Here is a 22,050-nt window from a genome sequence, read left to right as displayed (position 1 = left end):
AATTATATAATCAGTTTTCCTCTGAAGCCCCTTGCTGCATAATATGACTGCACCCCGTTATGATAAATAAACACCCGGTTATATCGCCTGTCACCAAAAATCGCCCCGCCAAGCTTTCTTACCTCTTCTGATGTTTTTAGCCAGCTTGAAGTTTTTGTATCAAAACTTCCCAATTTTTGCAAATCATAGTAATCCGCCTCGGTCAGCAGTTCAATTCCCATTTCCTCTGCCATCCCAACTGCACTGCCTGAAGGTTTATTTTCCTTTCTCGAATCAAGCGCTTCCTGGTCATAGCAGAGACTCCTCCGCATCGGGGACTCCGCCGAGCAGTCCATGAATATATACTCTCCGGTTTTGGCATCATAGCCTGTTATATCCGGTTCTCCACCGGTTTCTTCCATTCTGAACAGAGAGACGAGTTTGTCCGGATGTGCTTTCAGCTTTTTTTCGGCATGTGCCCAAAGCACCGTCTTGTGGCGCTTCATGTTATCTTCAAACCGTTTGTTCAGTATCAGCAGCAATTCTTTCTGCTGCGATGCGGTGAGTGATTTCTTCATGCTCATGCTCCTGGGTTAATTTCTGATGAATTATTACTACCGCGAAAATAAAAAGATTCCGCTTTGCGTCAAACAGACAGGCATTTTCCCCATACCGCTTCCGTATGTCTGCCTGTATCACTCCTCCGGATTTTTATTTCCCGGATTTGTTCATCTGTGTAAATAAACTTTTAAAGAAAAGCAGCATAAGCACAAAGTAGAGGGCGGCTAGAAATAACACCCCTCCGAGAAGATAAGCTGCAGTCTGCAAAAAGTCAAACTCGTATATAGTATAGGATTTTATCTGGTACGCATCTATTTCCTCCGGTTTATTATTTTCCGTTACGCCAATAACTTTCTTCACCGGAGCCAGATAGATAACTCCCTCCTTATCTGTCTGTATCAATATATTGTTTTTAAGCAACAGTGCTTCAGGATAATATATTGTGTTATATTTCAGCGTATCAGCCGGAATAACTGCCGGAAGGGAACGGTACAACAGTTTTATACTGTCCGGATTCACGGTATAAAGTTTTCCTTCTGTAGTTATGCAGGAAACTTTCTTTGTCTTTTCATCATAGCGAAAACCCCCTTCATTGCATCTGAGCGACAGGCCATTACTCAGATGAATTTCTTTTGCAAGGCTTATTTCTTCAGGGCTGAATGGTTTCCCTTCCGGATATGCTCTTATCATTTCCTTCAGTAATTGCATATAGAGAACAAATTCCCTCCCTTCTTTGCTTTTACCCTTCAGATGTGCCGGTATCACCTTAAGCATCCCCTTTGATGTATTAAATATAATCGTCTCGCCTGTTTCAAGTGTTACCGAATTCATCCGAAAACCATCGGAGTAGTTTTCCTCCGGATTGAAAGCCGCCGACTCAAGCGAAAAACAAGCCGTCAGATTCAGATGCGCCGCGGCAAGCAGTATAATCAGTGTCCGGCGTAGCACTGAGGGTTTACATACGTTGTTCATGACAATTTTCTCCTGTTAATTCTTTCACTTTGCCGCTGTTCAGCGGTGAATGTAAAATCTTATAACTCTGTTTATGCTGATCAACCGGTTCCGGCACCATCTTATCACAGATACATCTTTGGTATTTTTACTGCCTTGAAACAATGGAATCTCAGCAACTTTAAGGTTTAACCCGCACACCTGTATTACTCGGGTCGCTGTGATCATGCTCAAAAATATCAACCAGAACAGCAATCAGAACCGCCCCCAGAATCCAGGATAATCCATATATAGCACTTTTGACCAGATCATACTGGTATACAGCAATTGATTCCACTTCATTGATATCAATTTCTGCCTGAATATTATCAACTGTGGTTCCGGTAATTTTCTTCTCCTGCTCAAGGTATCGCACTCCCTCCTGACCCGTTCTTACCACCAGATTACTCATCATCAGCAATGCCTGCGGATAATACACAGTATTGTTCTTCAGCGTATCCATATTTATTACCTCCGGAAACGAAAAGTACATCAGCTCAATGCTGTCTGGGTTTATGATATATTCTCTTCCCTGCCAGGAGACACCGGATACCTTCCCCGTTCTTTCGTCAAATCGGAATCCCTCCTGATTGCATCGCGCGTAAAGTCCGTTCAGCAGATGCACTTCTTTGGCTAGAACGATTTTCTCCTTGCTAAAAGCTTTTCCTTCGGGATAGTAAGCAATCATTTCCCTGACCGAAGCAATATTAGCGGTAAAATCCTTCTCTTTGACGGTTTTTCCTTTCAGCCGCGCCTCCACATTCTGATGCATTCCTTTTTCATTGTTAAATACTACAATTTCGCCGGATTTCAGTCTGAGGAAATGAATCAACTCTTCATCATACGTATCCGAATCAGCATTATATACTACCAATGTTACTGTCTGACACCCCGCAAGATTCAAATGCGCCGCGGCAAGCAGCATAATCAGTATCCGCCTCGGCAATGCAGGTTTATCAGCATGCTTCATCATGAACTCCTTTCAGAAGATACCATCAGGCAATAATGCGCCGGAAGACCCGGCCAGATATATGAGCGTCAAAACTCCCAGGGTAACCCCGCTGTAGAACAACACATCCGGCATCCCGCTTTCTTCAGTTATTACCGCAGAACTTACATCGGAAATATTTATCGTGTGGTATCTTCCGCTTTCGGTTATTCCCTCAACTGTTAGTCCGCTTTCGGAAATGCTGATTCCCTGATCGTTCAATGTATAAAGCCTGTTATCAGGCAGTACGAGAACTCTTTTAACATTTCTTTCCCCCTGGTTTATAATTTTCTCTAAAGCAGCAGTATCCGCGGCAGTGATATATACCTTGCGTATCATTGCCGGACTCATGCTAAAGAACTGCCCGTCATCGGTCCGGCCGGTAATACCGCCTGTTTTCTGATTGTAAATAAACCCGGCTGTGTCGGGCCTGACCAGAATATTGTTGGTGAGTTCTATTTCTTTTATACTGCTGATCAGTCCGGGCGAAAAGTCATGTGAGGCAGGTCTGCTGGTATGTAGTTCGCGGATTAGGGTCAGAGGAATTCTAACGGGAGTGCCATCTTCCAGTATTCCGCTGATGCGTGCTGAGTTATAACGTACCCTCCCCCCTTCGTAGTTGAATACAACCTTCTTCCCTGTTTTTAAAATCAGTGATGCAACCTTCCCTTCGTCCTTACTCAGCTGCTCCCCCTGAAGTACTGTCTCATAGGAGGAACTGCATCCCGTCAGTAATAGCAGCACAGCAGTAAGAATCCGGCTGAGACTCTCCCTCTTTCTTCCGATCCTGAAATTCATCACAATCCTTTCCGGAGTTTCCATGAACTAACCGCATAAGAGCGGATTATTTTTACCGCAAATCTATGGTACCCCGGAAAGTGAGTTGTCACAGAATTGTAAAATTTCAGTTGTAAACAGGCTTAGACTATTCTCTCCTCATATCTAGTATTCTTACACACTCCTCAGATGGAACTTTGTCTTAATACTTCTTAACGGTTCTTCTCCTTAAACATCAGCAGCAGTTCCTGTGCTTCCGAGGGATTTTCTGAAAATTCACGCCCTGTCAGCGGAGTATTGAGGAACTTATTATATCCCGGAAGTGCAAGCACTTCGGGGGAGTTCAGGCTGCGGAAACCCATTGACCAGTCCGCGAACTGCCGCTCTTCTTCATATCCATCGAGGATTACAATAGTTCCCCCGTGGCGTATATCAAGCGATATTTTGTCATACAACTGTTTTACTGCTTCTTCCTCCCCCTCAAGCATCTGCATAAAGTTACCGTCTTTATAAAGAAGAATTCCGCTTATATTCAGCTTTTTATTATTGCGCCTGCTTACTTCCAGAAGATCCTCAAGGTCTTTTTGTGCAAATGGAACTGTTGCTGAACTGACATAAACTAAAAAATAGAACATAAAGAGCTCATGTGTTTTATAAGTATGTATTACTGTTATTTCTTTTTCCGGTTCCAGGCCGGTTTTTGTTTCAGAATCGTTTTATAAACCGGACAATCAGCGCCGTGTGCACCCGGCAGATAACCGGTGCTCATTAAAAACTCATTAACAATCTCCCCGCCGGTGAACCGGAAAGTTTTCTTAAAAAGCTTAGTCCATTCCTCCCTGCTCAGGGGATGATGCACATCCAGCCAGTTCTTAAATGACCCGTACTCCTTCTGAAGCTCAAGAATCACTCCGGCATTGTGAATAGCCGCTTCTATCTTCAGACGGTTGCGGATGATGCCGGCATCATTCATCAGGCGGTTAAAATCCCCGGCCCCGTAGGAGGCAACCTTCCTTATGGAAAAACGATTATATGCTTTTCTGAAATTTGTCTGCTTGTTAAGAATGGTTGTCCAGCTCAGTCCCGCCTGATTAATCTCAAGCACGAGCCGTTCAAAAAGCTCATTGTCATTTTCAATGGGGAATCCGTATGCAGTATCATGATACATACGGTGAGGGTCTCCGGGAGCAAGGGTCTCAGTATACTCGCAGTAGGTCCTGGGTTTATCCTTGGGCATTGCCTTTGTTATGCTTCCTGTTTTTATAAATGCAAATGATTTACCTGTCAAATATAGTTAATCGTACCTCAGATTGTTCCGCCGGCCAGGACCAGGCAAGGAATATGTAACCTTATCGCCTACGGGAGTCCTGAATCTTTTCCTGATGCTATTTCCGTTTTACTTTGTATTTTTATTAGCTGTATTTTTATTAACTGATCTGGAGGGAGTTAAACACTCCTTCGCTGCATAAGAGGTTCACTTAAGCGTACAAATGCGTTGCTATTACCGTTTTTTGATCCCTGTAATGATTCTCATGGCGGCTTTGATTCCGCTGGAGGAAAATTATATATATTCCCAGCAGCCGATTCATTCTTTCCGGGGGAATTATCCGGCTCCTGAGGACTCAGCCCGGGTGGCCGGACTTCTTGACTCCGCCTGGGTAAACCGCAGCAATAATCCTTCTGTCTCTATCAAATTTGCTCTTGAGGGCATTAAGACAGCGGAATCCTATGATGATCAGTGGAGCCAGGCACAGGGACTCGGGTATCTTTCGGTTGCCTACAACAATCTTGGCGCCTATCAGCTTGCGATGAACACCATCACCAAATGCCTTGCAGCCGGTGAGCAGATAGGCGATACCGTGATCATTGCCTACGCGTATAATACCCGCGGGGATATATATACCAGTCTGGAGCAGTTCCCTGAAGCAATTGAAAGCATCGGAAAAGCAATCGTTCTCTTTAATAAAATTGGCCACAAGAGAGGCCTTGCCTATACGGAAATTCTCCTCGGACGAGTTTATCTGAAGCAGGGCAATTATAAAGACGGACTTGCATATTTCCAGAAAGCACTCAGCCGTTCAATCGAGATTCCCGATTCCACAATGTATGCCCGCATCCTGCTTGATATTGCCAAATTACGGCTGGAAACAGGAGAGTATGAAGAAGCGCTGAAAAACTACAGCCATTTGAATGAACTCTACACTCTCAGCAATTACAAAAAAGGACTGGCCGAAACACTCAGCGGTATGGCCCGTGTTTACCTGAAAGCGGGAGATTACAAAAGCGCTTCCTCTTCAGCAGTTAAATCTCTGCAAATACACCGGAGTATTCCGAATCAGGAAGGAGAAATCAGCCAGCTGATTCTGCTCTCTTCTATATATACCACCGCGAACAATCTCACCCTTGCCGCCGAATATCTTGATTCGAGCCTTCAGTTAATCCGCCCCTCCGGAAGTCTTGCACTGCTTAAAGATGCTTATGAAGCGCGGTACCGGCTTTACGAAAAAGCAGGCGACTTCCGCAAAGCTTTTGCTTATTTAAAAGAATATGATACCGTGGAAGACTCGCTTGCAATCCTGAAGCAGCGTTCAAAGTTTGTTGATCTTGATAATTTTGTGGCGCTTGAACGTACCGAACTGGCGAACAAACAGCTCGAAAAAGAACTGGAGGACCGGAACTTTCTCCTGACAATATATATCGTGATCAGCTTCATTCTTGTTGCTCTCACGGCTCTTTTTATTTACCGCTATCAGGAAAAAAAGCGGCTCTCGGCTGAACTTGAAAAAATTAACGATATAAAAAACAAGTTCTTTAACATCATCGCGCACGACCTTAAATCCCCCTTTCAGGGCATGATAGGCACTCTTGAAATCCTGAAGAACGAATATTTTGAGATGACCGACAGGGAGAGACGGGAGATTATTGATATGTTCGCCAACTCGACAACATCTATATATACATTGCTGGACAATCTCCTCACCTGGTCCCGCAGCCAGCAGGGGAACATTAAGTTCCAGCCTAAAAAGCAGCCGCTGTATCCCCTGGTGCAGGAAATACGCATCCTGCAGGAAAACGCTCTTAAGAACAAAAACCTGCGGCTTCACCTGTCAGTACCGGCCGACATGATGGTATTCGCAGATACTGATATGCTTAAAGCAATCATCAGGAACCTGCTTTCAAACGCGGTTAAGTTCGCTTATCTGGATGGTGAAATCAAACTGACCGCTCAGCAAACAGGCACATTCCACACCATTACCGTGGAAGATACGGGACCCGGGATTAACCAGGAACTCATTCCCTTCCTCTTCTCACATCATCAGAAAGTGGTGGGACATGATTCCGCCGGTGTTAAAAGCAGCGGACTGGGACTCATCATCTGTCACGATTTTGTCACGGCTCACGGCGGCACCATCAGTGTTGAAAGCGAAGAGGAAAAATATACCCGCGTGAAATTCACTCTGCCGGTTAAAGAATAATCTCTCTCAAAATTATGAAGTGTGAAGTATGAATGTCTTTTCAACCCTCTTAGGAAAGTGAAATCCAATTACTGTATCCGCCCCCTCACGCAGGGGTTTATGTCGGAAAAGAATAAGTTTTCAGGTCTTCCTGGTCATTATTCTGGTTAGTTATTTGAGGCCCACGCATAGATAAATCCCAAATACAGCAGCGCCGCACTAATTATTACCGTATTAAGTGTTCTGCGAAGACTGAAATCAATGGTTGTATACGATTCCAGATTTTCCGGGGTAATTTCCACATGGTTGTTTTTCGTCTCTCCTGTTATACAAATTTTCTCAGGAAGCAGAGTTACTTCTTCATCACTAAATCTGATTACTATGTTTGATGTGAGAAGAACAGCCTTAATCTGATAAGATGTATTTTCTGAAAGAAGATGCGGGTCCGTAGTATCAGGAAGGCTGTTGTATATCATCTCAATGTATTTTACGGGGAAGGCATACTTTTTCCTGCAGATGTAAGGCAGCGAACAGCGGAATCCTGCGGACTGTAAGTGAATCCCTCTTCATCGCATCGGATCAGCAGTCCGTTCTTCAGGTGAACTTCTTTAGCATCACCAATATTTTCCGGACTGAACGTTTGTACATCAGAATATTTTATCATCAGTTCATTGCAGTCAGACAATTTCACAGCGATCTCTTTTCCGAAAGGCGTCTTTCCCTTTAACATCTTTGGAAGAGTTACCAAAGATGCCTTATTGTCTCCGAAAAAAAGAGAGTCCCCGTTAGTCAGGACAATGCTTTCAAACTGCTTGTTTCTGAGTGATTGAAGTTTTTGATCATAAATCTGCGTTTTAACGGTATAACATCCCCAAATATGCAACATTTGAGCTGCAACAAGGGTTTTTATAAGCCAGGCAGACCTGTAAAAAGTTCTGTTCATAATAATCTTTTCTCTGCATTGTATATAAGTCAGCAATTCGTGAAAAGGTTTACTCATACTGAGTTGTATTTGTATTTATCTCTCTTATCAGTTCATCTGTCTCATCTTCCGCCGGATCTGTGTGGCCTGTCGAAAATTATGGAATCATAAAAGAGATAAATAAGTCCAACTACGGCCCCAACGGCAGCAAGTCTGGTTCCGTACACATAGAGATCGCTTTCAACATCAATAACTTCGATAGTTCCGGAAACAATATTCTCCTCCTGTATAATAACATCTTCAGATTCCGATGTTCTCCCGATTAGGTAGTTGCTTTTTTGCATACTGTACATATATTTTACGTCAAGCAGAACCGGATTTCCCTTTTTTACTATTTGCTTTACCTTTAAGGAAGGATTTCGTTTCAGCTCATCAGCTGAAACCGTTTCCGGCATTGAATAATAAAATTGCTTAATATCAGACAGTTTTTTCCTGAAGGTAAGATTATCAATGGTTGAACAGGCGAGTTCACCGCTCTCCCCGTAAAACCTGAAGCCCTTAGCGTTAGGTTTTATCAGAATGTTTCTTGTGAGCAGAACGGATTTTAACTCTGCTACTCTCTCTTCAGAGAATTCCTCCCCTTCCTGAATTGCGGTGCGAATCTCATCAATCTTATCCGCCGTTAACTGAAGAGTATCACCCCTCGTTAAATGACAGATGAAAACAACTTCCCCCTTCTTGTATCTTGTACCCATAATATCAAAACGAATTTCTCCTCTGGTTTTATCCGTAACGGTGCTCAGTTTAGTATGATTGGTGATAACAGCTTCTTTTGTTTTAAGTTCAATAGTTTTGAGCATACATCCTGAAACAAAAAGAGAAGCCGTGCTTATTAATAGTATTATTATGATAAACTTCGTTTTTGCCCATTGCCTTGCGACACGGCTGACTCTCACCATAGGAAGATATTTCTGTTCCATCATCTTGCTCCGGTAAATAACTGAAGTAAAACTACTTTACCACACCTTTAGAATTGTCATTGAATTGTAAAATTTGAGTCAGGTGACGCAGGTTTTATCTCATTAAGATCATTATATTCCCTCCTATAATCCATGATAATAACTTTCTTTTTTGATAACCACTATCCGCCCGCGAAGTAATTTTGAACCTGTTTTTTGATTGAGAGCTTGTTTTTCTCTCAGCATACAAACAACAATCTATTAATTAACCACATATTGAATAAAAAAATCACATTCTTCAGTATCGTTTGTTTCATTTTAACTGTAAATCGAGCTTAATATCAGCGTCCATATTTGTCATAAGGTCAATAATCGCTATTACAACCAATACACCCAGAACTATCCCGACATTTCCGGCAACACCCGCTGCACTCCCTTCCATTTTTATGAAAAAGGCAATCTGATCCATTGGTATGGTAACAAGATCGCCGGCAGTTGTATAACCCATTGCCATATCTCCTGCAGGCAGTCTCCCGGCACCCGGCTCATTAAATGTTAAGACCAGATTCACCGGTTTCATAAGGACACTTTTTACACTAATCGTAGTATCGGCAAAAAATCTCTCAATGCTTACCGTGTCCGGAAGTTCCGTAAAATATTTTGCAACGCTCTCTGCCTGGGAAGAAAATGGTTTTCCGTCTTCAGTCCTGCATGAAAGCCGACCGGTATGGGCATCATAAGCAAATCCCGAATCATCTGGCCTTACGGAAATATTGTTTTTAAGGTGAATCTCTTTCAGGTCACCAACTTTTTCTTTATCAAAAAGCACCGCATCAGGAAGGGCTGTCTGCAGTTCTTTGATTTTCTCTCCAGGTATATACGTTTCAGCGCCGTCAGCAGTCACACCGGTAACCCCGGCAGACAAATTATTTATCGTTACTCCTCCGTTGAACAAGACTTCACTTGAATCCATCAGTTTAACCCAGCCAACCTCCACAGGGTTAGCGTAAACTTCATCCCTGGTCATGATTCTTGAATAATACATCGCGCAGCCATGATAAAACATGGCGGAAAGAATTATAATAACATGTACGAATGGTTGTATTTTGTTATATAGGTGTTTCATCTCCGTATTCCTTTTAAAAGCAGACGTTCAGTAACTCTAATTTCACCAGCCATTTCTCCGGTCAATTATCTTCCGCTTCCGCTGATTGCGTGCTCATCAAAAGCCGCGGAAAATCTGATATCTCTGCCCATCCCGGAAAAAGCTTTATCCATTTGCTGTACAAATAGAACCACAAGAACTGCTGTTGTTATCCCGCTAAGCACCCATACAAGCGTTGTTGCCTCTTCATCTAGCATTTCTGCTTCTAATGAAATCAGATCGTCTCCTGGTATAATAATTTTTTCAGATGTATTGCTTACTCCGGCAATATATTCATTACCCCTGTCATGCAGTATCATCTTGACCGGTATCGCCAAATCCGAATCCTTAAGAATTACTTTTTTCACAGCCGGAACAGTTTGTTCAGTGAGTTGTTGCGGTGTGATGAACGAGTGTTTTGCATAATAGAACTCTTTGATTTCGGAAAGATTTGCGGAAAAGGAATTATCCCGGTCAGTGAAGCAGATCAGTTCCTTGTTGCTTTCTTCAAAATAAAAACCCCGGTCTCCTGCAAAAATCAACCTGCTGTTGTTAAGCAAAACTGAAGCAAGGTTTGGCAGACTATCCGGGACAAACTGCTGACCCTGCACCTCAGAGGTAATCAGTTTATCAATTTGATCTTCCGCAAGATTAAAAGTATCTCCTTCAGCAGAGAGAACTGTAATGCCGCCCCCGTCTCTGTGGTACCGGGCTCCGTAATAGTTAAATGTGACTCTGCCTCTGTGTTTATCCTCAGCTGAAATGATTTTACAATCCTCCAGAACCGGATCCTCAAGTGAAGTGAACTCAACGGTTTTATAATAACAGCCGGTAACCGCATGACTCAGGAATAATCCTGAAACAAGAAACAGGCGCCAATCACACTTTGATATTGCCGGTATATGAGGTTTTATTTTAAAAATTGCAAAAATTGTCCGTTTCATCACCTTGTCCTTTCAAATCTTCAGCTTAAAATTATCCTGTTTGAATCCCCGAGTTGTCACGGAAATGTAAAAGTTTTGCAGAGAGAATGTTTTCAGATTCTTTTGGTGTTTTAGAATATTCTTGAAATGAGATTATCGATACTAAACCTATTCCCCCGGCAGTCATTCCCTTAACTGGTGTCTGAATGTAATACACCGGATCATAGTATTACTGTCCGGCATTTTATAAACTGTTATGCAGATACTTCTATAAAAGACAGCTCTTTAATACCCTCAGATCTTTTGGAGAAAAAGCGGTTTACAACTGCCGCCTTACGGAATAATCTACATAATTTTTTTGCCTCCGGACCAGTTAGTAGAACTCGGACGGTTAAAAAATTTTATAAGCATAATCACTCCTACTACTGCTCCGGTAACCAATGTCACCGTGGCAACATCTTTTATTACCCCTCCTATATTCACTCTGTCAGCCGAGTAATATTGTATATCCTTTGTTTCAAGCGTTACCTTTTGCTTATTCTTTGAGTTAATTCCCGTCAGTAGTTTTACCCGGGGGGATATACCCGCCATCTGATCATAAAAGCTCACCAGCATATTATCCGGATGAAGCATCAGTCTTTGAATACGTATAGTGGTGTCCGCATACATTTGTTCTTTTGTTACGGTTTCCGGAAGGTCTGTAAACCACGCAGTTATATTATCACGCCGCAGTTTTATCAGCAGTCCGTTTTCTGTTTTCCCGTTGATATAACCCGACAAGGGGTCAAAGAAAAATCCATTATTGTCCGGCCTTACTGCCATATGATTCTTAAGATTAATCTCTTTATACAGATGAACCCTGTCCGGAGAAAATGTAACGGTATCAGGGACCTTCACCTGCAGCTCGGCAATTTCTTCCCATGCTATGAGCGTATCATTTCCGTGAGAGGTGGTTCCAGTAATACCTATAGGGCGGAAATCAAACTCTGCACTCCCTTCAAGACGGATTTCAGTACTGTCCTTAAGAAAAACCGATGATACATCCCCGGGATCCTGCTCGGCTTCAGACAGTGTAAGTATTTCCGTATAACCCCCCGCGCAGCCATAAAGAAAAAATCCGGTAATAAGCGCTGTCAGCCGCACAGGCAGCAGCCTGAATAATGACTTTTTTTTCATTTCCGCACCTCATTGATGATGGCTATTAAGAACTTTGTTGTTTTAAAAGCAAAATTAGAAGGTGCACCCTCCTGAGTTGTCACAGAATTGTAAAAACTTGACTGGTTATTAAGGCAGAAAAAGTTGGAAGGCAGTTATATTATTGCCATCGGGGGAGAATGTGTTATCAGCAAAGGTGAGAAGAAAATATCTGAAACTTAGAGAAATGATAAGTAATAGCCGGATAACTTCCGTATCAATCAGCAGTCTGAAGAAAACTCTTAGGTCAATTAGAAATTTCTAGTAACAATATATATCCCCAATTACTAACTACTAACTACTAATTACTAATTACTAACTGCTAATTATTTCCCGAAGTTTTCCGGCAGCATTATCGCAATCACTTTTCCTTTTGCGGTTACCACGCCATTCGCGCCCAGGGTGATTTCGGTAGTGATTTTCTTTCCTTTGTTTTCAACAATAGTACCGCGCAGTTCCAGAACCGGACCAAGCGGAGTTGGTTTCAGATAATCTACCTGCAGCGAAGCAGTTACAAATCTGAATGCGGGTTCGGTGCCCAATTCCCTGTTTTCATTTTTATATGCCTGAAGCGCAGCCGAGCCGGTACCGTGGCAGTCAATCAGTGAAGCAATCAGCCCGCCATAAACAAACCCCGGAATAGCAGTATGATATTCCTTCGGAGTAAACCTGGCAACTGTTTCCTCCCCTTCCCAGATGCTTTTTATCTGGTGGCCATGTTCATTCAGTTTACCGCAGCCATAACAATGCGCGGCATCATCGGGATAAAAATCCTGAACAGCATTCATATAATTAGTAAAGAGTAATTAGTAATTAGTAATCAACGTATAATTTATGACTATCAATTTACAATTTACAATTCACAATTCACAATTCACAATTAAGTTCAGACTTTTTCCAGCGCCTGTGCAAGATCATCAATAATGTCCTCCACATCCTCGATTCCGACAGAAAGGCGCACCAGATCGTCCGTAATACCAGCTTTTAATTTGTCTTCCTGTCCCACTGCTGCATGAGTCATCGAAGCCGGATGCTGTATCAGTGTTTCAACTCCTCCGAGTGATACGGCAAGCATTGCTACTTTTACTGAGTCCATAAGTGTTTTGCCGGCAACAAAGCCGCATCCACCTGATTTCTCCGTTCCCTTCACGCCGAAGGAAATCATTGAACCGGGTCCCCCCATCTGCTTTTTCGCGAGTTCATACTGCGGATGCGATTTCAGCCCCGGATACCGCACCCACGCCACTTTAGGATGATTCTCCAGAAACTCTGCAACCCTCATCGCGTTTTCCTGATTCCGCTCAACCCGCAGTGCCAGCGTTTTCATGCCGCGGATTGCCAGATACGCCTGATGAGGATCCATGTTGCACCCCATATATACCATTGTGTGGCGGATGCTGTCATAGGTTTTTTTATCGCGGGTGACCACAATACCCCCGACAATATCCGCGTGTCCGTTTATATATTTGGTGACCGAATGCAGCACCACATCAGCCCCGAGGTCAAGCGGGCGCTGGTAGAGCGGTGTTGCAAAAGTGTTGTCCACCACCAGAATCATTCCATGCTCATGCGCAAGGGCAGCACAGGCAGCGATATCGGAAATCTCCATGGTCGGGTTGGCAGGTGTTTCGATATATAACACCTTCGTGTTCGGGCGTATCAGCTTTCTTATTGCATCAAGATCGGAAGTATGGCAGAAATCGGACTCTACCCCGAAACGGCTGAAATCTTTTTCGAGCACCGCGCGGGCCGGACCGTAAACCGAGGATGTCCCTATTAAATGGCTCCCCGCCCCGAGCAGTGCCATATACACACTGGTGATGGCTCCCATGCCGCTGCTGGTTGCAATGCCGTCATAACCGTTTTCAAGTTCGGCTATGCTCTGTTCAAACGAGCGGATGGTTGGGTTGCCGATGCGGCTGTATATAAATCCGTTGCTCACTCCGGCAAAGCAGTCTGCCCCGTGCTGAGCGCTTTCAAAACGGAATGTGGAAGTCTGATAGATAGGCACGGTTGCGCTTCCGAACTGATCGCGTATCTCTCCGCTGTGAATCAGCTTTGTGTTAAAACCTTTATTCTTTGTATCCATACTGCTTCCTTTTCAATTATTAAAGAGGTATATCCTTGGGAATGGTAAAATCGTTCAGTTTGCCGGTAAACATCGTGCCGGTCCTGGTGTTCATCAGCACGCACTTCTGCACCGCGCTGAATGAAAGCTTTCCGTTCAGGATAATTTTCGCATGCAGCTCAAATATGCCGTGCTTCATTCCGGTAAGAGTCATCTCCCCCTCGGGGCTGTCAAAAAGGCTTATCTGCTTCCGGTATTTTGCCTCGGTTGAAATCACCACCAGATAATGATTCCGCTCAAGCAGATGTTTAAAGGTAAACGTGCTTTCCACAATCATGTTGCGCAGGTCTTCAAGCCAGCGTATATATACAACATTGTTTACATGTCCGGCAGCGTCTATATCATAAGTGTGAACGGTAAAGCGGAGCGCCGCTTTTACGGGAAAGAGGTTATCCATCCTGAAGAGGTTCGGCCGAGGGGTCTTTTTTTCCTGTGACGATAAATCCCCGGTTCATGCGTGTGTGGAACTCCCTGATGTTCGTATATCTGCTCTTCAGCCAGCACTCAAGCTCCCGGAGTGAACTTTTCCCCTTCGGGTGCCGCTCGCCGAACTTAATGATATGCAGCTTATCCATAATATCCATCCCTTCGGCGTTAAAGTCTGCAATCAGCAGCGTTCCGTTGGGGGAGTGGATTCTGAAGATTTCATCTAAGCATGCATTGGGGTTTTCAAGTTCGTGCAGTGTATTCATGCAGACGATATTCCGGACGCTGTCATCACCAAAAGGTGCCTGCTCCAGATTAAGCTTCACATACTGCACACGGTGATAATACATCGGGGTCACCCGTTTATCGGCATCATGCTTCCCGTCAAAGCTGATATCACCGGTTACCACCCTGTAGCCAAGCCGCACCAGGATGGAAACGGCACGCCCCGTTCCGGTTGCCACATCAAGTATCTGGCATCCATCCGGAAAGCCGGCGCCTGAGATCATCTCCGTGTATTCTTCCATCACGTCGTAGCCCCAGTGATTCAGAAGCAAATCACTCTGCGACTTCGGAATCTTCTTAAAGAAGTCCGGTGTCATCCGCTGACCCTCCTGAGGCCGTTCGGGCAGAACAACAGAGCCAGGCCTGCGCTTTGGCGCCTGTTTTCTTCCCTCACTATGTCCCCGGAACAATTCCGGATGAAACACGATGATTTACTCATGAATTAATTACAAAATTGACAGAAACCACGTCTGAATTCTCAAAAAAGAGATTGATGAAAAATTCAACGGCTAAATCCGGCTTTTTATGCTGTTTTAAGGCAATTTTAAGGCGGAAATTCCGGATTTACAAGGTTATCGCTGTGTATTCTTCAAATACCGAGCCAGAATCTTCATCACGGATTAATCGGATTAAAGGATTCAGCGGATTACTTTTGGGGGAGATTCTTTTTTGTGGGGGGATTATTTGATTCGTTAAAATTCGTGTTATTCGCTGCTGAAAACTAATTCTTCATTTTTCATTAATTATATTTGTTGCCATCCCCTCAAAAACGAAAAAGTGGAATGGCAGCACCGCGTACCAGTAAGCCCTTCCCAGAAGTCCTTTCGGACGGTAGGTCGCAATTTGCCGCAGAAAAAAACGCCCCTGCTTTTTAATAATACTGAACTCAAGCCATGCTTCGCCGGGAAGTTTCATTTCAGCATAAAGCAGCAGCCGCATATTTTTCCGGTCTGCCGCAAGCACCCGCCAGAAATCCAGCGTATCACCGGTATGAATTGAAACAGGATTTGTCCTCCCCCTTCTTAAGCCCACGCCTCCGGCAAGCTTATCTATAAAACCGCGAATATGCCATAGCCAGTCACCGTAATACCACCCCTTATCACCGCCGATTGACCAGATATTCTCCAGTACCTTTTCAGCGCTCCCGGTTATTTCTTTCTCACGGATATCTTTATAACACCCGAAGACCGGAACGTGTATATGGTCAAGCAGGGAGTTATCATCATAACTTGAGCTGAGCGAATCTTTCCAGCTTGAGATCACATCATTCTGCATAATCTTCTGGAATGCCAGTTCAACCGCCTCCCGGTAGGTGAGCGGGGATATATTCAGCATCTTTTCAAGTTCATTGTCTTTCGCGACCACTTCAATCTTCATGCTGTTCACCAGATTAACCGCCAGCTTATATGATGTTGAGGTCACAAAATAGAGCCAGTAAGAAGAGAGCCGCGGCGTCATGACCGGAACGGTGAATATATACCGCTTCAGCCCGCGCACTCCGGCAAACTGCAGGAGCATCTCGCGGTAGGTTAATATATCCGGCCCTCCAATGTCAAATGAGCGGTTAAAGGTATCTTCCCGCATCAGAACACCGGTCAGATAATTAATCACATTGCGTATTGCTATCGGCTGATGCGGTGTGTTCAGCCACTTCGGCGTAATCATCACCGGAAGTTTCTCAACAAGATCGCGGATGATTTCAAATGATGCGCTGCCTGAACCGACAATAATCCCGGCCCTGAGTGCGGTCAAAGGAGCCGCTCCTTCATGCAGGATTTCTTCTACTTTCTTCCGTGAGGCAAGATGTTTGGAAAGATGATCTTCGTTGGCAATACCCCCCAGATAGATCACCTGCCGGGCTGAGGTCTGTGCTATGAGCTTGTTAAAGTTCCGTGCTGAAGTTTCCTCCAGCTTTTCAAAGTCAGTTACATTTGAACTCATCGAGTGAATCAGATAATACGCGGCGTCAATGTCAGCTATCTGATCAGCCCCGGTAATCTCTTTGGTGAAGTCAGCTTCAAATACGGAGACATTCTGATGAGCATAGATGCCCTCTGCGGGAAAGCGGTTTTTATCACGGACGCAGCAGACAACCTGATGCCCCTTGTCAATCAAAGCCGGCAGAAGCCGTTTGCCAATATAACCGGTGGCACCGGTGAGGAGGATTTTCATAATAGTGTAAACCAATTCCGGAGATAAAGTGTTCCTGGTCGCAGCTTAATCGGGCGGCCAGGTGAAATTCTTGAGAATCTCAAAATAAACAACCCCTTGAACCGCATCGCGGTGACCTGTTACTAGACACCCATCAAAAAATTTCGAAAATCGCCAAAACAGATCATAACCGGATCCCTCTGAACCCCCGACCCGTCGGGGGTGACCTGTTAATAATATCTGGTTTGACTAGACCCTCCCTGAGCCCGCAGAGCGGGTGACCTGTTGAAAAAGAATGCATTCCATTTTAGGGGTATCCTGATTAGTGATAATTCGTGCTCTCAATTCGTGTCAATTCGTGTTAACTTCTTCATCACTTTGCATCAGCCACTTCCTGTGTTTCGGTATTTGAACGCATTTACTCACGATATTTTAGTTTGGAAAAGTAACACCCCCGTCGGCTTATTGAGTCAGCAATTTCCTTCTTTCAATTACCTTTGGGTTTTTTTCGTCCGGATGAGGAGCGTATTATTTTAACGATTTTATACCAATAGTAAAACGATTCTGGATCGGATTTCCTGAGCTTGTTTAATTTTGAACTGCCCGGTTCAGTTATCAGCTGATTTTCAATTTGGATCGGACTGTGATATTTTTCCAAAGCTGCAATGCTATTTTGGATTAGTACTGCAAGATATGCTGCTCTTGATGCATGCTTAACTGCTTTTTCTACATGATAACTCTCAGAAAAAATATAACCGGCTGCTCTTCTTACTCCTTTTTGCAGTATTTCAAAATCACCTTTTCCATCCTTACCCCTTGTTATCAGGCAGAGAGATTTGTTATATATATCTTCCAGAACCTCATTAATTGAAATATGAGTCAGGCCCCTGTAGTTTAATTCCAAATTGGCTATCCGGCGAAACGTTGATGTAACGACGTCCAAATCAGTAACCGTCTCAAATAAATTACCAATGTCATAAAGCTGCTTAATAATCTCCATACTCATGCTTATCCCCTTTTTTTGATAAGGAATTCCCGTTGTGTTTGGGGCAAAGGCGGTTAGTTTATCACCGAGCAGATCTTCCTGGCTTGGAATGGTTACACTAAGTGGCAAACCTTTATTAGGAACAACCGGTGATTGAATTGGAAGAGAAATAAGCCGGGTATAAGGGGATTTTTCATACAGTACATCCAAAAGAATATACTCTTCCGTTTGTAACGTCCTGTGAAGCGGTTCATAGAAAAACCTGTAATGCTCCTTTACAATCTTTGAGTTGGTGTTCCTCTGCTGTTTCTCCCATTTGAAAAAACCCTGTTCTCTTGCCACCCTGGTCAGCTGCTCCTCAAACATTTCTGGTTTTTTCTCCAGAATAACATCAATATCAATAGATAATCGCTTGGGGGTGTCAAAAAGAAGCATGAGTGATGTCCCTCCTTTGAAGATAAAGGGAATGTTCACCTTTACAATTCCTTCAAGGAGCAGGAATGCCCGGATGACTTTTTCAATTAGTATTTTATCTGTACCGTTATGCTGTTTTGCTTTCTGAGTCAGCCACTCTGGTGTTACGTCACGCTGATTAATCATAATCTATAATTCGGCAATAAACTTGATTTACTGCCGTAAATTAGAAAACGATTTTAAAAACCGCCCAAGCTGTTCTTTCTTTCCCCTCCGGTCGGCATAACGCATCATTCTGCTCCGGTTAACGGTGTATTTTACAAGTGCTTCTCTGAAAATCGTTTTTAATTCAGTTCCCTGCTGCACAGCAAATATATCTTCACCGCAAAATATGTCAACCAGCATTTTTTCCAATGTGACTGTTGTAACCCCTTTAATAATTTGTGTCGGTGCTTCGGTGACCAGCGGCTTTACGACAAATGCTTCTCTGTCACCCGAGAGATATTTTTCGAGAATCTCTTCGTCGGGTTCCAGAAACACCTGTTTCTTCAAATCCTTCAGAAAATAAAAAGCCGCTTCAGATGTTTCTTTGCTTATTTCAATAATAGTAAAAAACCTGGCGGGCTGGTGCAGCATAAATTCATTGAACGAGGAGGTGTTCCAGATACAAACATCGCTGTAAGGAAACTCTTCAGTAACTCTCAGGAAAAGCGTTTTCAGCGTTCCTGAGATTTCAGGGAAGTAGCTCCTGCCTTTTCCGAGAACATATTTTCCCTTTCCGATTCTCTGAAAAACTCCCGATCTGACAAGAAAATGAATTCTCCAGTTTATCGCTGCCGGGGAAATTTCCTTCTCTTTCATCCTGTAGAAAGCGGCTATTTCACGAGCTTCGAAGAAGGGCTTTCCGCTGAACCGGTGCTCAATTTTATCAATCAGTAATTTTTCTGCGGCCATAACTTTCTCTTGGTTTACTGCAAAAATACAAAATTTCCATATTCCGGCAGTAAAACCTATTTACTGCCGATATTTAGATTTTTCAAAAAATGAAAACTCCAGACCCCTGCCGGCCCGATTTGCTGGTATTTTAAGTTTTTTTTGTATTATTGGCCTCTGTTTTTACCGGGATAATCCGCCTTACTGATTGTCCGCCTCACCTGTTTTTTCCACGTATTGTATTTTACTTTATAAGGAGTTGTTATGCCCGTTACATCAGTTTATATTAATCTGCCGGTACATGATCTTAAAGCGACAAGAGAATTCTGGACTAAACTGGGATTCACCTTTAACGAGCAGTTCAGTGATCATAAAGCTCTCTGCTTAGTTATGAATGAAGGAGCTATTTATTCGATGCTTATCTCGCGCGAGTATTTCAAAACCTTTACCAATAAACCAATTGCTGATGGTTCCACCACTCAGGTTCTGCTGGCCATTGAAGTTGAAAGCAGGGAAAAAGTTGATGAAATAGTTGCAGCCGCGCTAAAAAACGGAGGCAAGCGGTACAGAGAAGCAGCAGACCATGGCTGGATGTATTATGATACTTTTGAAGATATTGACGGGCACCAGTGGGAAGTTATGTATTTAAATTCCGGAAAATCACAACAATAATCATAAGGATACCATGAAAAAAATCAATCTTGATATAACAATCAATGCACCGCGCGAAAAAGTGTGGGATGCAATTGTCAGCGATGCAAAATACCGGGGCTGGGCAGCAGCTTTCATGGAAGGCTCCTTCTTTGAAGGGGGCTGGAACAAGGGAGATAGTATTCAATTTTTAGTTGTTAATCAAAATGGCAAAAAAGAAGGCATGATTTCAGAGATTGCGGAAAGTATATATCCTGAATTCATTTCCATTCAGCACCTTGGTTTTATTTTAGACGGCGTTGAAGACAGAACCAGCGATGCAGTTAAAGCATGGGTGCCTTCGTTTGAGAATTACTCTTTTGAAAAAATTAATGAACATACTACTAAGTTCAGCGTTGATATGGATATTGAAGATCAGCACCATGTAAATTTTACCGAACTGTGGGGTAAAGCTCTCCAAAAACTGAAGGCGATTGCCGAGGCAAAGTGACGTAAAGAATTACACATACTCCAAACCCCTGTTAATAAACGGCGGGCTGTGGGGTGAGCTTGTACGCGGTCTTCGAACTCACCCCCAAACCCCCTCTCTTCCGACAAATCAAGTTTGTAAGCGATAGAGATTCTGACAGAACCAACGTTCTTCATTTATTCAAAACTGTTTTGAAGAGAGGGGGCTTAAGAATTGTGGCTTACTTGGATAATTAATTCAGGACAGAAACACGGGATGGATTAAAAAGTGTACATTGCTTTCATGTTGTTGTAAAAGCTGATGATTTAATCACCCCTTCTGTTTTATGGCCTCGCTGAGTATTTGGATCAGAGTTTTTTCATTCACCGCGTCATCATTTTTTATTCTGAGAGTTGTTAAGCCATATTCTGTAAGAATAGTGTCCCGCATCAGATCGTAATCCTTGGATTCATTATGCGATGCTCCGTCTATCTCAATGACAAGTTTCAGTTTTGCACAATAAAAATCCGCAATAAAATAATATAGCTGACCATTAATCAGATTATGAATTATTGGAGGCTGGCGTAAAAATTTCAGATTATTGAATTTCCTGTTTCTCACAATTTCCCACACCGCTGATTCAGCAGGAGTTATTCTTTTACGCAACTCCCTGCAGCGACGCACTATGATTAATCTTTGACTTGACATAAAGCACCTTGATATTTCATCCTATAAAATATAGTCATTCTTAAAGTTTTACAAATATTAAAGCCCCTTTTTCCTGGAAGCCTCCCTTTTCCGGAAGCCCCCTCTTTTTCCGAACGGATTTTTATTTCTGAAATAGTATCATAATTCACAAAAGCTATAGTAACACAAAACCATCATTTGACGGAAAGAGAGGGGGAGTTGGGCAATTGCTCCGACTTGTCGGAGGGTGAGTTCTGTTTGCCCGACAATGAAAATGATTTTTTATACAAAGCAAACCCAATCTTTATTTCCGGGAAGCCTTATTTTTCTTTCAAAGCCTCAACATTTCCGGAAGCCCCCTCTTTTTCCGAACGGATTTTTATCGCTGAAATGGTTTCATAATCCACAAAAGCAACAGTAACGCAAAACCATCATTTGACGGAAAGAGAGGGGGAGTTGGGCAATTGCTCCGACTTGTCGGAGGGTGAGTTCTGTTTGCCCAACAACGAAAATGATTATATATATGCAAATCCAATCCACAACAAACAATTTTCCCGGAAGCCGTCTATTTATTTCAAAGCCCCACTTTTTGCGAAAGACCCCTCTTTTTCCGGAAGCCCCCTCTTTTTCCGAACGGATTTTTATCGCTGAAATGGTATCATAATCCACAAAAGCAACAGTAACGCAAAACCATCATTTGACGGAAAGAGAGGGGGTTGGGGGGTGAGTTCTGTTTGCCCAACAACGAAAATGATTATATATATGCAAATCCAATCCACAGCGAACAATTTTCCCGGAAGCCGTCTCTTTCCTCCAAGCTCCCTTTTCCGGAAGCCCCCTCTTTTTCCGAACGGATTTTTACCACTGAAATAGTATCATCATCCACAAAAGCCACAGTAACGCAAAACCATCATTTTACGGAAAGAGAGGGGGAGTTGGGCAATTGCTCCGACTTGTCGGAGGGTGAGTTCTGTTTGCCCTCGGTTTGTGTCCATTCGTCTCAGCCGCCTCATCATTGTTAATTGTACATTGTAAATCGTACATTGTACA

24 protein-coding genes are annotated in these 22,050 nt (G+C 43.3%); 3 read left to right on the top strand and 21 right to left on the bottom strand.

What is annotated here, in order from left to right; genetic code table 11:
• Positions 1–2 precede the first annotated feature (2 nt).
• The 7 genes from HRU80_03110 to HRU80_03080 form a co-directional block, all read right to left on the bottom strand.
• Positions 3–557, bottom strand: a complete 555-nt coding sequence (locus tag HRU80_03110) for a DUF4256 domain-containing protein (GenBank protein ID QOJ27913.1) — start codon at positions 555–557, stop codon at positions 3–5.
• A complete protein-coding gene (locus HRU80_03105; protein ID QOJ27912.1) occupies positions 493–678 on the bottom strand; it encodes a hypothetical protein in 186 nt (61 codons plus the stop codon). The genes HRU80_03110 and HRU80_03105 overlap by 65 nt, the downstream gene beginning before the upstream one ends.
• 12 nt (positions 679–690) lie before the next feature.
• The gene (locus tag HRU80_03100) at positions 691–1,512 is read right to left on the bottom strand and encodes a hypothetical protein (protein ID QOJ27911.1); all 822 of its coding nucleotides are present in this window, start codon (positions 1,510–1,512) and stop codon (positions 691–693) included.
• Between the two features lie 160 nt (positions 1,513–1,672).
• Complete coding sequence (locus HRU80_03095) at positions 1,673–2,503, bottom strand: hypothetical protein (GenBank protein QOJ27910.1); 831 nt, start codon at positions 2,501–2,503, stop codon at positions 1,673–1,675.
• 9 nt (positions 2,504–2,512) lie between these two features.
• Positions 2,513–3,316 carry a hypothetical protein gene (locus tag HRU80_03090; GenBank protein QOJ27909.1) on the bottom strand — a complete coding sequence of 268 codons (804 nt, stop codon included), beginning with the start codon at positions 3,314–3,316 and terminating at the stop codon, positions 2,513–2,515.
• Between the two features lie 191 nt (positions 3,317–3,507).
• Positions 3,508–3,930, bottom strand: a complete 423-nt coding sequence (locus tag HRU80_03085; GenBank protein QOJ27908.1) for a BLUF domain-containing protein — start codon at positions 3,928–3,930, stop codon at positions 3,508–3,510.
• A 35-nt stretch (positions 3,931–3,965) separates the two neighbouring features.
• Positions 3,966–4,532 carry a DNA-3-methyladenine glycosylase I gene (locus tag HRU80_03080; protein QOJ27907.1) on the bottom strand — a complete coding sequence of 189 codons (567 nt, stop codon included), beginning with the start codon at positions 4,530–4,532 and terminating at the stop codon, positions 3,966–3,968.
• Between the two features lie 295 nt (positions 4,533–4,827).
• Between HRU80_03080 and HRU80_03075 the strand changes: the two genes are divergently transcribed.
• Positions 4,828–6,771, top strand: coding sequence for a tetratricopeptide repeat protein (locus tag HRU80_03075; GenBank protein ID QOJ27906.1), 1,944 nt, complete (start codon positions 4,828–4,830; stop codon positions 6,769–6,771).
• Positions 6,772–6,917: 146 nt separating this feature from the next.
• On the opposite strand, the gene HRU80_03070 is transcribed toward HRU80_03075, so the two are convergent.
• From HRU80_03070 to HRU80_03010, 13 genes are all read right to left on the bottom strand, one after another.
• On the bottom strand, positions 6,918–7,226 hold the full coding sequence (locus HRU80_03070; protein ID QOJ27905.1) for a hypothetical protein: 309 nt from the start codon (positions 7,224–7,226) through the stop codon (positions 6,918–6,920).
• 11 nt (positions 7,227–7,237) lie between these two features.
• Positions 7,238–7,693, bottom strand: coding sequence for a hypothetical protein (locus HRU80_03065; GenBank protein QOJ27904.1), 456 nt, complete (start codon positions 7,691–7,693; stop codon positions 7,238–7,240).
• A gap of 101 nt (positions 7,694–7,794) precedes the next feature.
• A complete protein-coding gene (locus tag HRU80_03060; GenBank protein QOJ27903.1) occupies positions 7,795–8,655 on the bottom strand; it encodes a hypothetical protein in 861 nt (286 codons plus the stop codon).
• A gap of 289 nt (positions 8,656–8,944) precedes the next feature.
• Positions 8,945–9,757, bottom strand: coding sequence for a hypothetical protein (locus HRU80_03055; GenBank protein QOJ27902.1), 813 nt, complete (start codon positions 9,755–9,757; stop codon positions 8,945–8,947).
• Positions 9,758–9,822: 65 nt separating this feature from the next.
• Positions 9,823–10,719, bottom strand: a complete 897-nt coding sequence (locus HRU80_03050) for a hypothetical protein (GenBank protein QOJ27901.1) — start codon at positions 10,717–10,719, stop codon at positions 9,823–9,825.
• A 324-nt stretch (positions 10,720–11,043) separates the two neighbouring features.
• Positions 11,044–11,874, bottom strand: coding sequence for a hypothetical protein (locus HRU80_03045; GenBank protein QOJ27900.1), 831 nt, complete (start codon positions 11,872–11,874; stop codon positions 11,044–11,046).
• 344 nt (positions 11,875–12,218) lie between these two features.
• On the bottom strand, positions 12,219–12,680 hold the full coding sequence (locus HRU80_03040) for a PaaI family thioesterase (protein QOJ27899.1): 462 nt from the start codon (positions 12,678–12,680) through the stop codon (positions 12,219–12,221).
• Between the two features lie 98 nt (positions 12,681–12,778).
• Positions 12,779–13,981, bottom strand: coding sequence for an aminotransferase class I/II-fold pyridoxal phosphate-dependent enzyme (locus tag HRU80_03035; protein ID QOJ27898.1), 1,203 nt, complete (start codon positions 13,979–13,981; stop codon positions 12,779–12,781).
• A gap of 19 nt (positions 13,982–14,000) precedes the next feature.
• Entirely contained in the window at positions 14,001–14,417 is a 417-nt protein-coding gene (locus HRU80_03030) for an acyl-CoA thioesterase (GenBank protein QOJ27897.1), read from the bottom strand.
• The gene (locus HRU80_03025) at positions 14,410–15,141 is read right to left on the bottom strand and encodes a class I SAM-dependent methyltransferase (protein ID QOJ27896.1); all 732 of its coding nucleotides are present in this window, start codon (positions 15,139–15,141) and stop codon (positions 14,410–14,412) included. Before HRU80_03025 ends, HRU80_03030 begins: the two co-directional genes overlap by 8 nt.
• Positions 15,142–15,460: 319 nt before the next feature.
• The gene (locus HRU80_03020) at positions 15,461–16,903 is read right to left on the bottom strand and encodes an SDR family oxidoreductase (GenBank protein ID QOJ30437.1); all 1,443 of its coding nucleotides are present in this window, start codon (positions 16,901–16,903) and stop codon (positions 15,461–15,463) included.
• Between the two features lie 466 nt (positions 16,904–17,369).
• Complete coding sequence (locus HRU80_03015) at positions 17,370–18,467, bottom strand: nucleotidyl transferase AbiEii/AbiGii toxin family protein (GenBank protein ID QOJ27895.1); 1,098 nt, start codon at positions 18,465–18,467, stop codon at positions 17,370–17,372.
• 27 nt (positions 18,468–18,494) lie between these two features.
• Positions 18,495–19,235 (bottom strand): hypothetical protein, encoded by a 741-nt coding sequence (locus HRU80_03010; protein QOJ27894.1) that lies wholly within the window; start codon positions 19,233–19,235, stop codon positions 18,495–18,497.
• 243 nt (positions 19,236–19,478) lie between these two features.
• Here HRU80_03010 and HRU80_03005 point away from each other — a divergent pair, with 243 nt between their 5' ends.
• Positions 19,479–19,886, top strand: coding sequence for a VOC family protein (locus HRU80_03005; GenBank protein QOJ27893.1), 408 nt, complete (start codon positions 19,479–19,481; stop codon positions 19,884–19,886).
• Between the two features lie 13 nt (positions 19,887–19,899).
• Positions 19,900–20,355, top strand: coding sequence for an SRPBCC domain-containing protein (locus HRU80_03000; GenBank protein ID QOJ27892.1), 456 nt, complete (start codon positions 19,900–19,902; stop codon positions 20,353–20,355).
• Between the two features lie 288 nt (positions 20,356–20,643).
• Here the strand turns inward: HRU80_03000 and HRU80_02995 are convergent, their stop codons facing one another.
• Positions 20,644–21,021 (bottom strand): endonuclease domain-containing protein, encoded by a 378-nt coding sequence (locus HRU80_02995; GenBank protein QOJ27891.1) that lies wholly within the window; start codon positions 21,019–21,021, stop codon positions 20,644–20,646.
• Between the last annotated feature and the right edge of the window lie 1,029 nt (positions 21,022–22,050).

This window comes from Ignavibacteriales bacterium, assembly GCA_015709675.1.
Taxonomy (GTDB): Bacteria; Bacteroidota; Ignavibacteria; order Ignavibacteriales; family Ignavibacteriaceae; genus H2-BAC3.
This window is presented reverse-complemented; position numbering and strand designations above follow the sequence as displayed.

Excerpts from the sequence above, each read along its gene's own strand:
- HRU80_03060 (QOJ27903.1), bottom strand. The coding sequence starts at position 8,655 with ATGATGGAACAGAAATATCTTCCTATGGTGAGAGTCAGCCGTGTCGCA.
- HRU80_03110 (QOJ27913.1), bottom strand. The coding sequence starts at position 557 with ATGAAGAAATCACTCACCGCATCGCAGCAGAAAGAATTGCTGCTGATA.
- HRU80_03005 (QOJ27893.1), top strand. The coding sequence starts at position 19,479 with ATGCCCGTTACATCAGTTTATATTAATCTGCCGGTACATGATCTTAAA.
- HRU80_03055 (QOJ27902.1), bottom strand. The coding sequence starts at position 9,757 with ATGAAACACCTATATAACAAAATACAACCATTCGTACATGTTATTATA.
- HRU80_03010 (QOJ27894.1), bottom strand. The coding sequence starts at position 19,235 with ATGGCCGCAGAAAAATTACTGATTGATAAAATTGAGCACCGGTTCAGC.
- HRU80_03050 (QOJ27901.1), bottom strand. The coding sequence starts at position 10,719 with ATGAAACGGACAATTTTTGCAATTTTTAAAATAAAACCTCATATACCG.
- HRU80_03065 (QOJ27904.1), bottom strand. The coding sequence starts at position 7,693 with ATGAACAGAACTTTTTACAGGTCTGCCTGGCTTATAAAAACCCTTGTT.
- HRU80_03085 (QOJ27908.1), bottom strand. The coding sequence starts at position 3,930 with ATGTTCTATTTTTTAGTTTATGTCAGTTCAGCAACAGTTCCATTTGCA.
- HRU80_03040 (QOJ27899.1), bottom strand. The coding sequence starts at position 12,680 with ATGAATGCTGTTCAGGATTTTTATCCCGATGATGCCGCGCATTGTTAT.
- HRU80_03030 (QOJ27897.1), bottom strand. The coding sequence starts at position 14,417 with ATGGATAACCTCTTTCCCGTAAAAGCGGCGCTCCGCTTTACCGTTCAC.
- HRU80_02995 (QOJ27891.1), bottom strand. The coding sequence starts at position 21,021 with ATGTCAAGTCAAAGATTAATCATAGTGCGTCGCTGCAGGGAGTTGCGT.
- HRU80_03075 (QOJ27906.1), top strand. The coding sequence starts at position 4,828 with ATGGCGGCTTTGATTCCGCTGGAGGAAAATTATATATATTCCCAGCAG.
- HRU80_03015 (QOJ27895.1), bottom strand. The coding sequence starts at position 18,467 with ATGATTAATCAGCGTGACGTAACACCAGAGTGGCTGACTCAGAAAGCA.
- HRU80_03045 (QOJ27900.1), bottom strand. The coding sequence starts at position 11,874 with ATGAAAAAAAAGTCATTATTCAGGCTGCTGCCTGTGCGGCTGACAGCG.
- HRU80_03100 (QOJ27911.1), bottom strand. The coding sequence starts at position 1,512 with ATGAACAACGTATGTAAACCCTCAGTGCTACGCCGGACACTGATTATA.
- HRU80_03090 (QOJ27909.1), bottom strand. The coding sequence starts at position 3,316 with ATGAATTTCAGGATCGGAAGAAAGAGGGAGAGTCTCAGCCGGATTCTT.
- HRU80_03070 (QOJ27905.1), bottom strand. The coding sequence starts at position 7,226 with ATGATATACAACAGCCTTCCTGATACTACGGACCCGCATCTTCTTTCA.
- HRU80_03035 (QOJ27898.1), bottom strand. The coding sequence starts at position 13,981 with ATGGATACAAAGAATAAAGGTTTTAACACAAAGCTGATTCACAGCGGA.
- HRU80_03020 (QOJ30437.1), bottom strand. The coding sequence starts at position 16,903 with ATGAAAATCCTCCTCACCGGTGCCACCGGTTATATTGGCAAACGGCTT.
- HRU80_03080 (QOJ27907.1), bottom strand. The coding sequence starts at position 4,532 with ATGCCCAAGGATAAACCCAGGACCTACTGCGAGTATACTGAGACCCTT.
- HRU80_03000 (QOJ27892.1), top strand. The coding sequence starts at position 19,900 with ATGAAAAAAATCAATCTTGATATAACAATCAATGCACCGCGCGAAAAA.
- HRU80_03095 (QOJ27910.1), bottom strand. The coding sequence starts at position 2,503 with ATGATGAAGCATGCTGATAAACCTGCATTGCCGAGGCGGATACTGATT.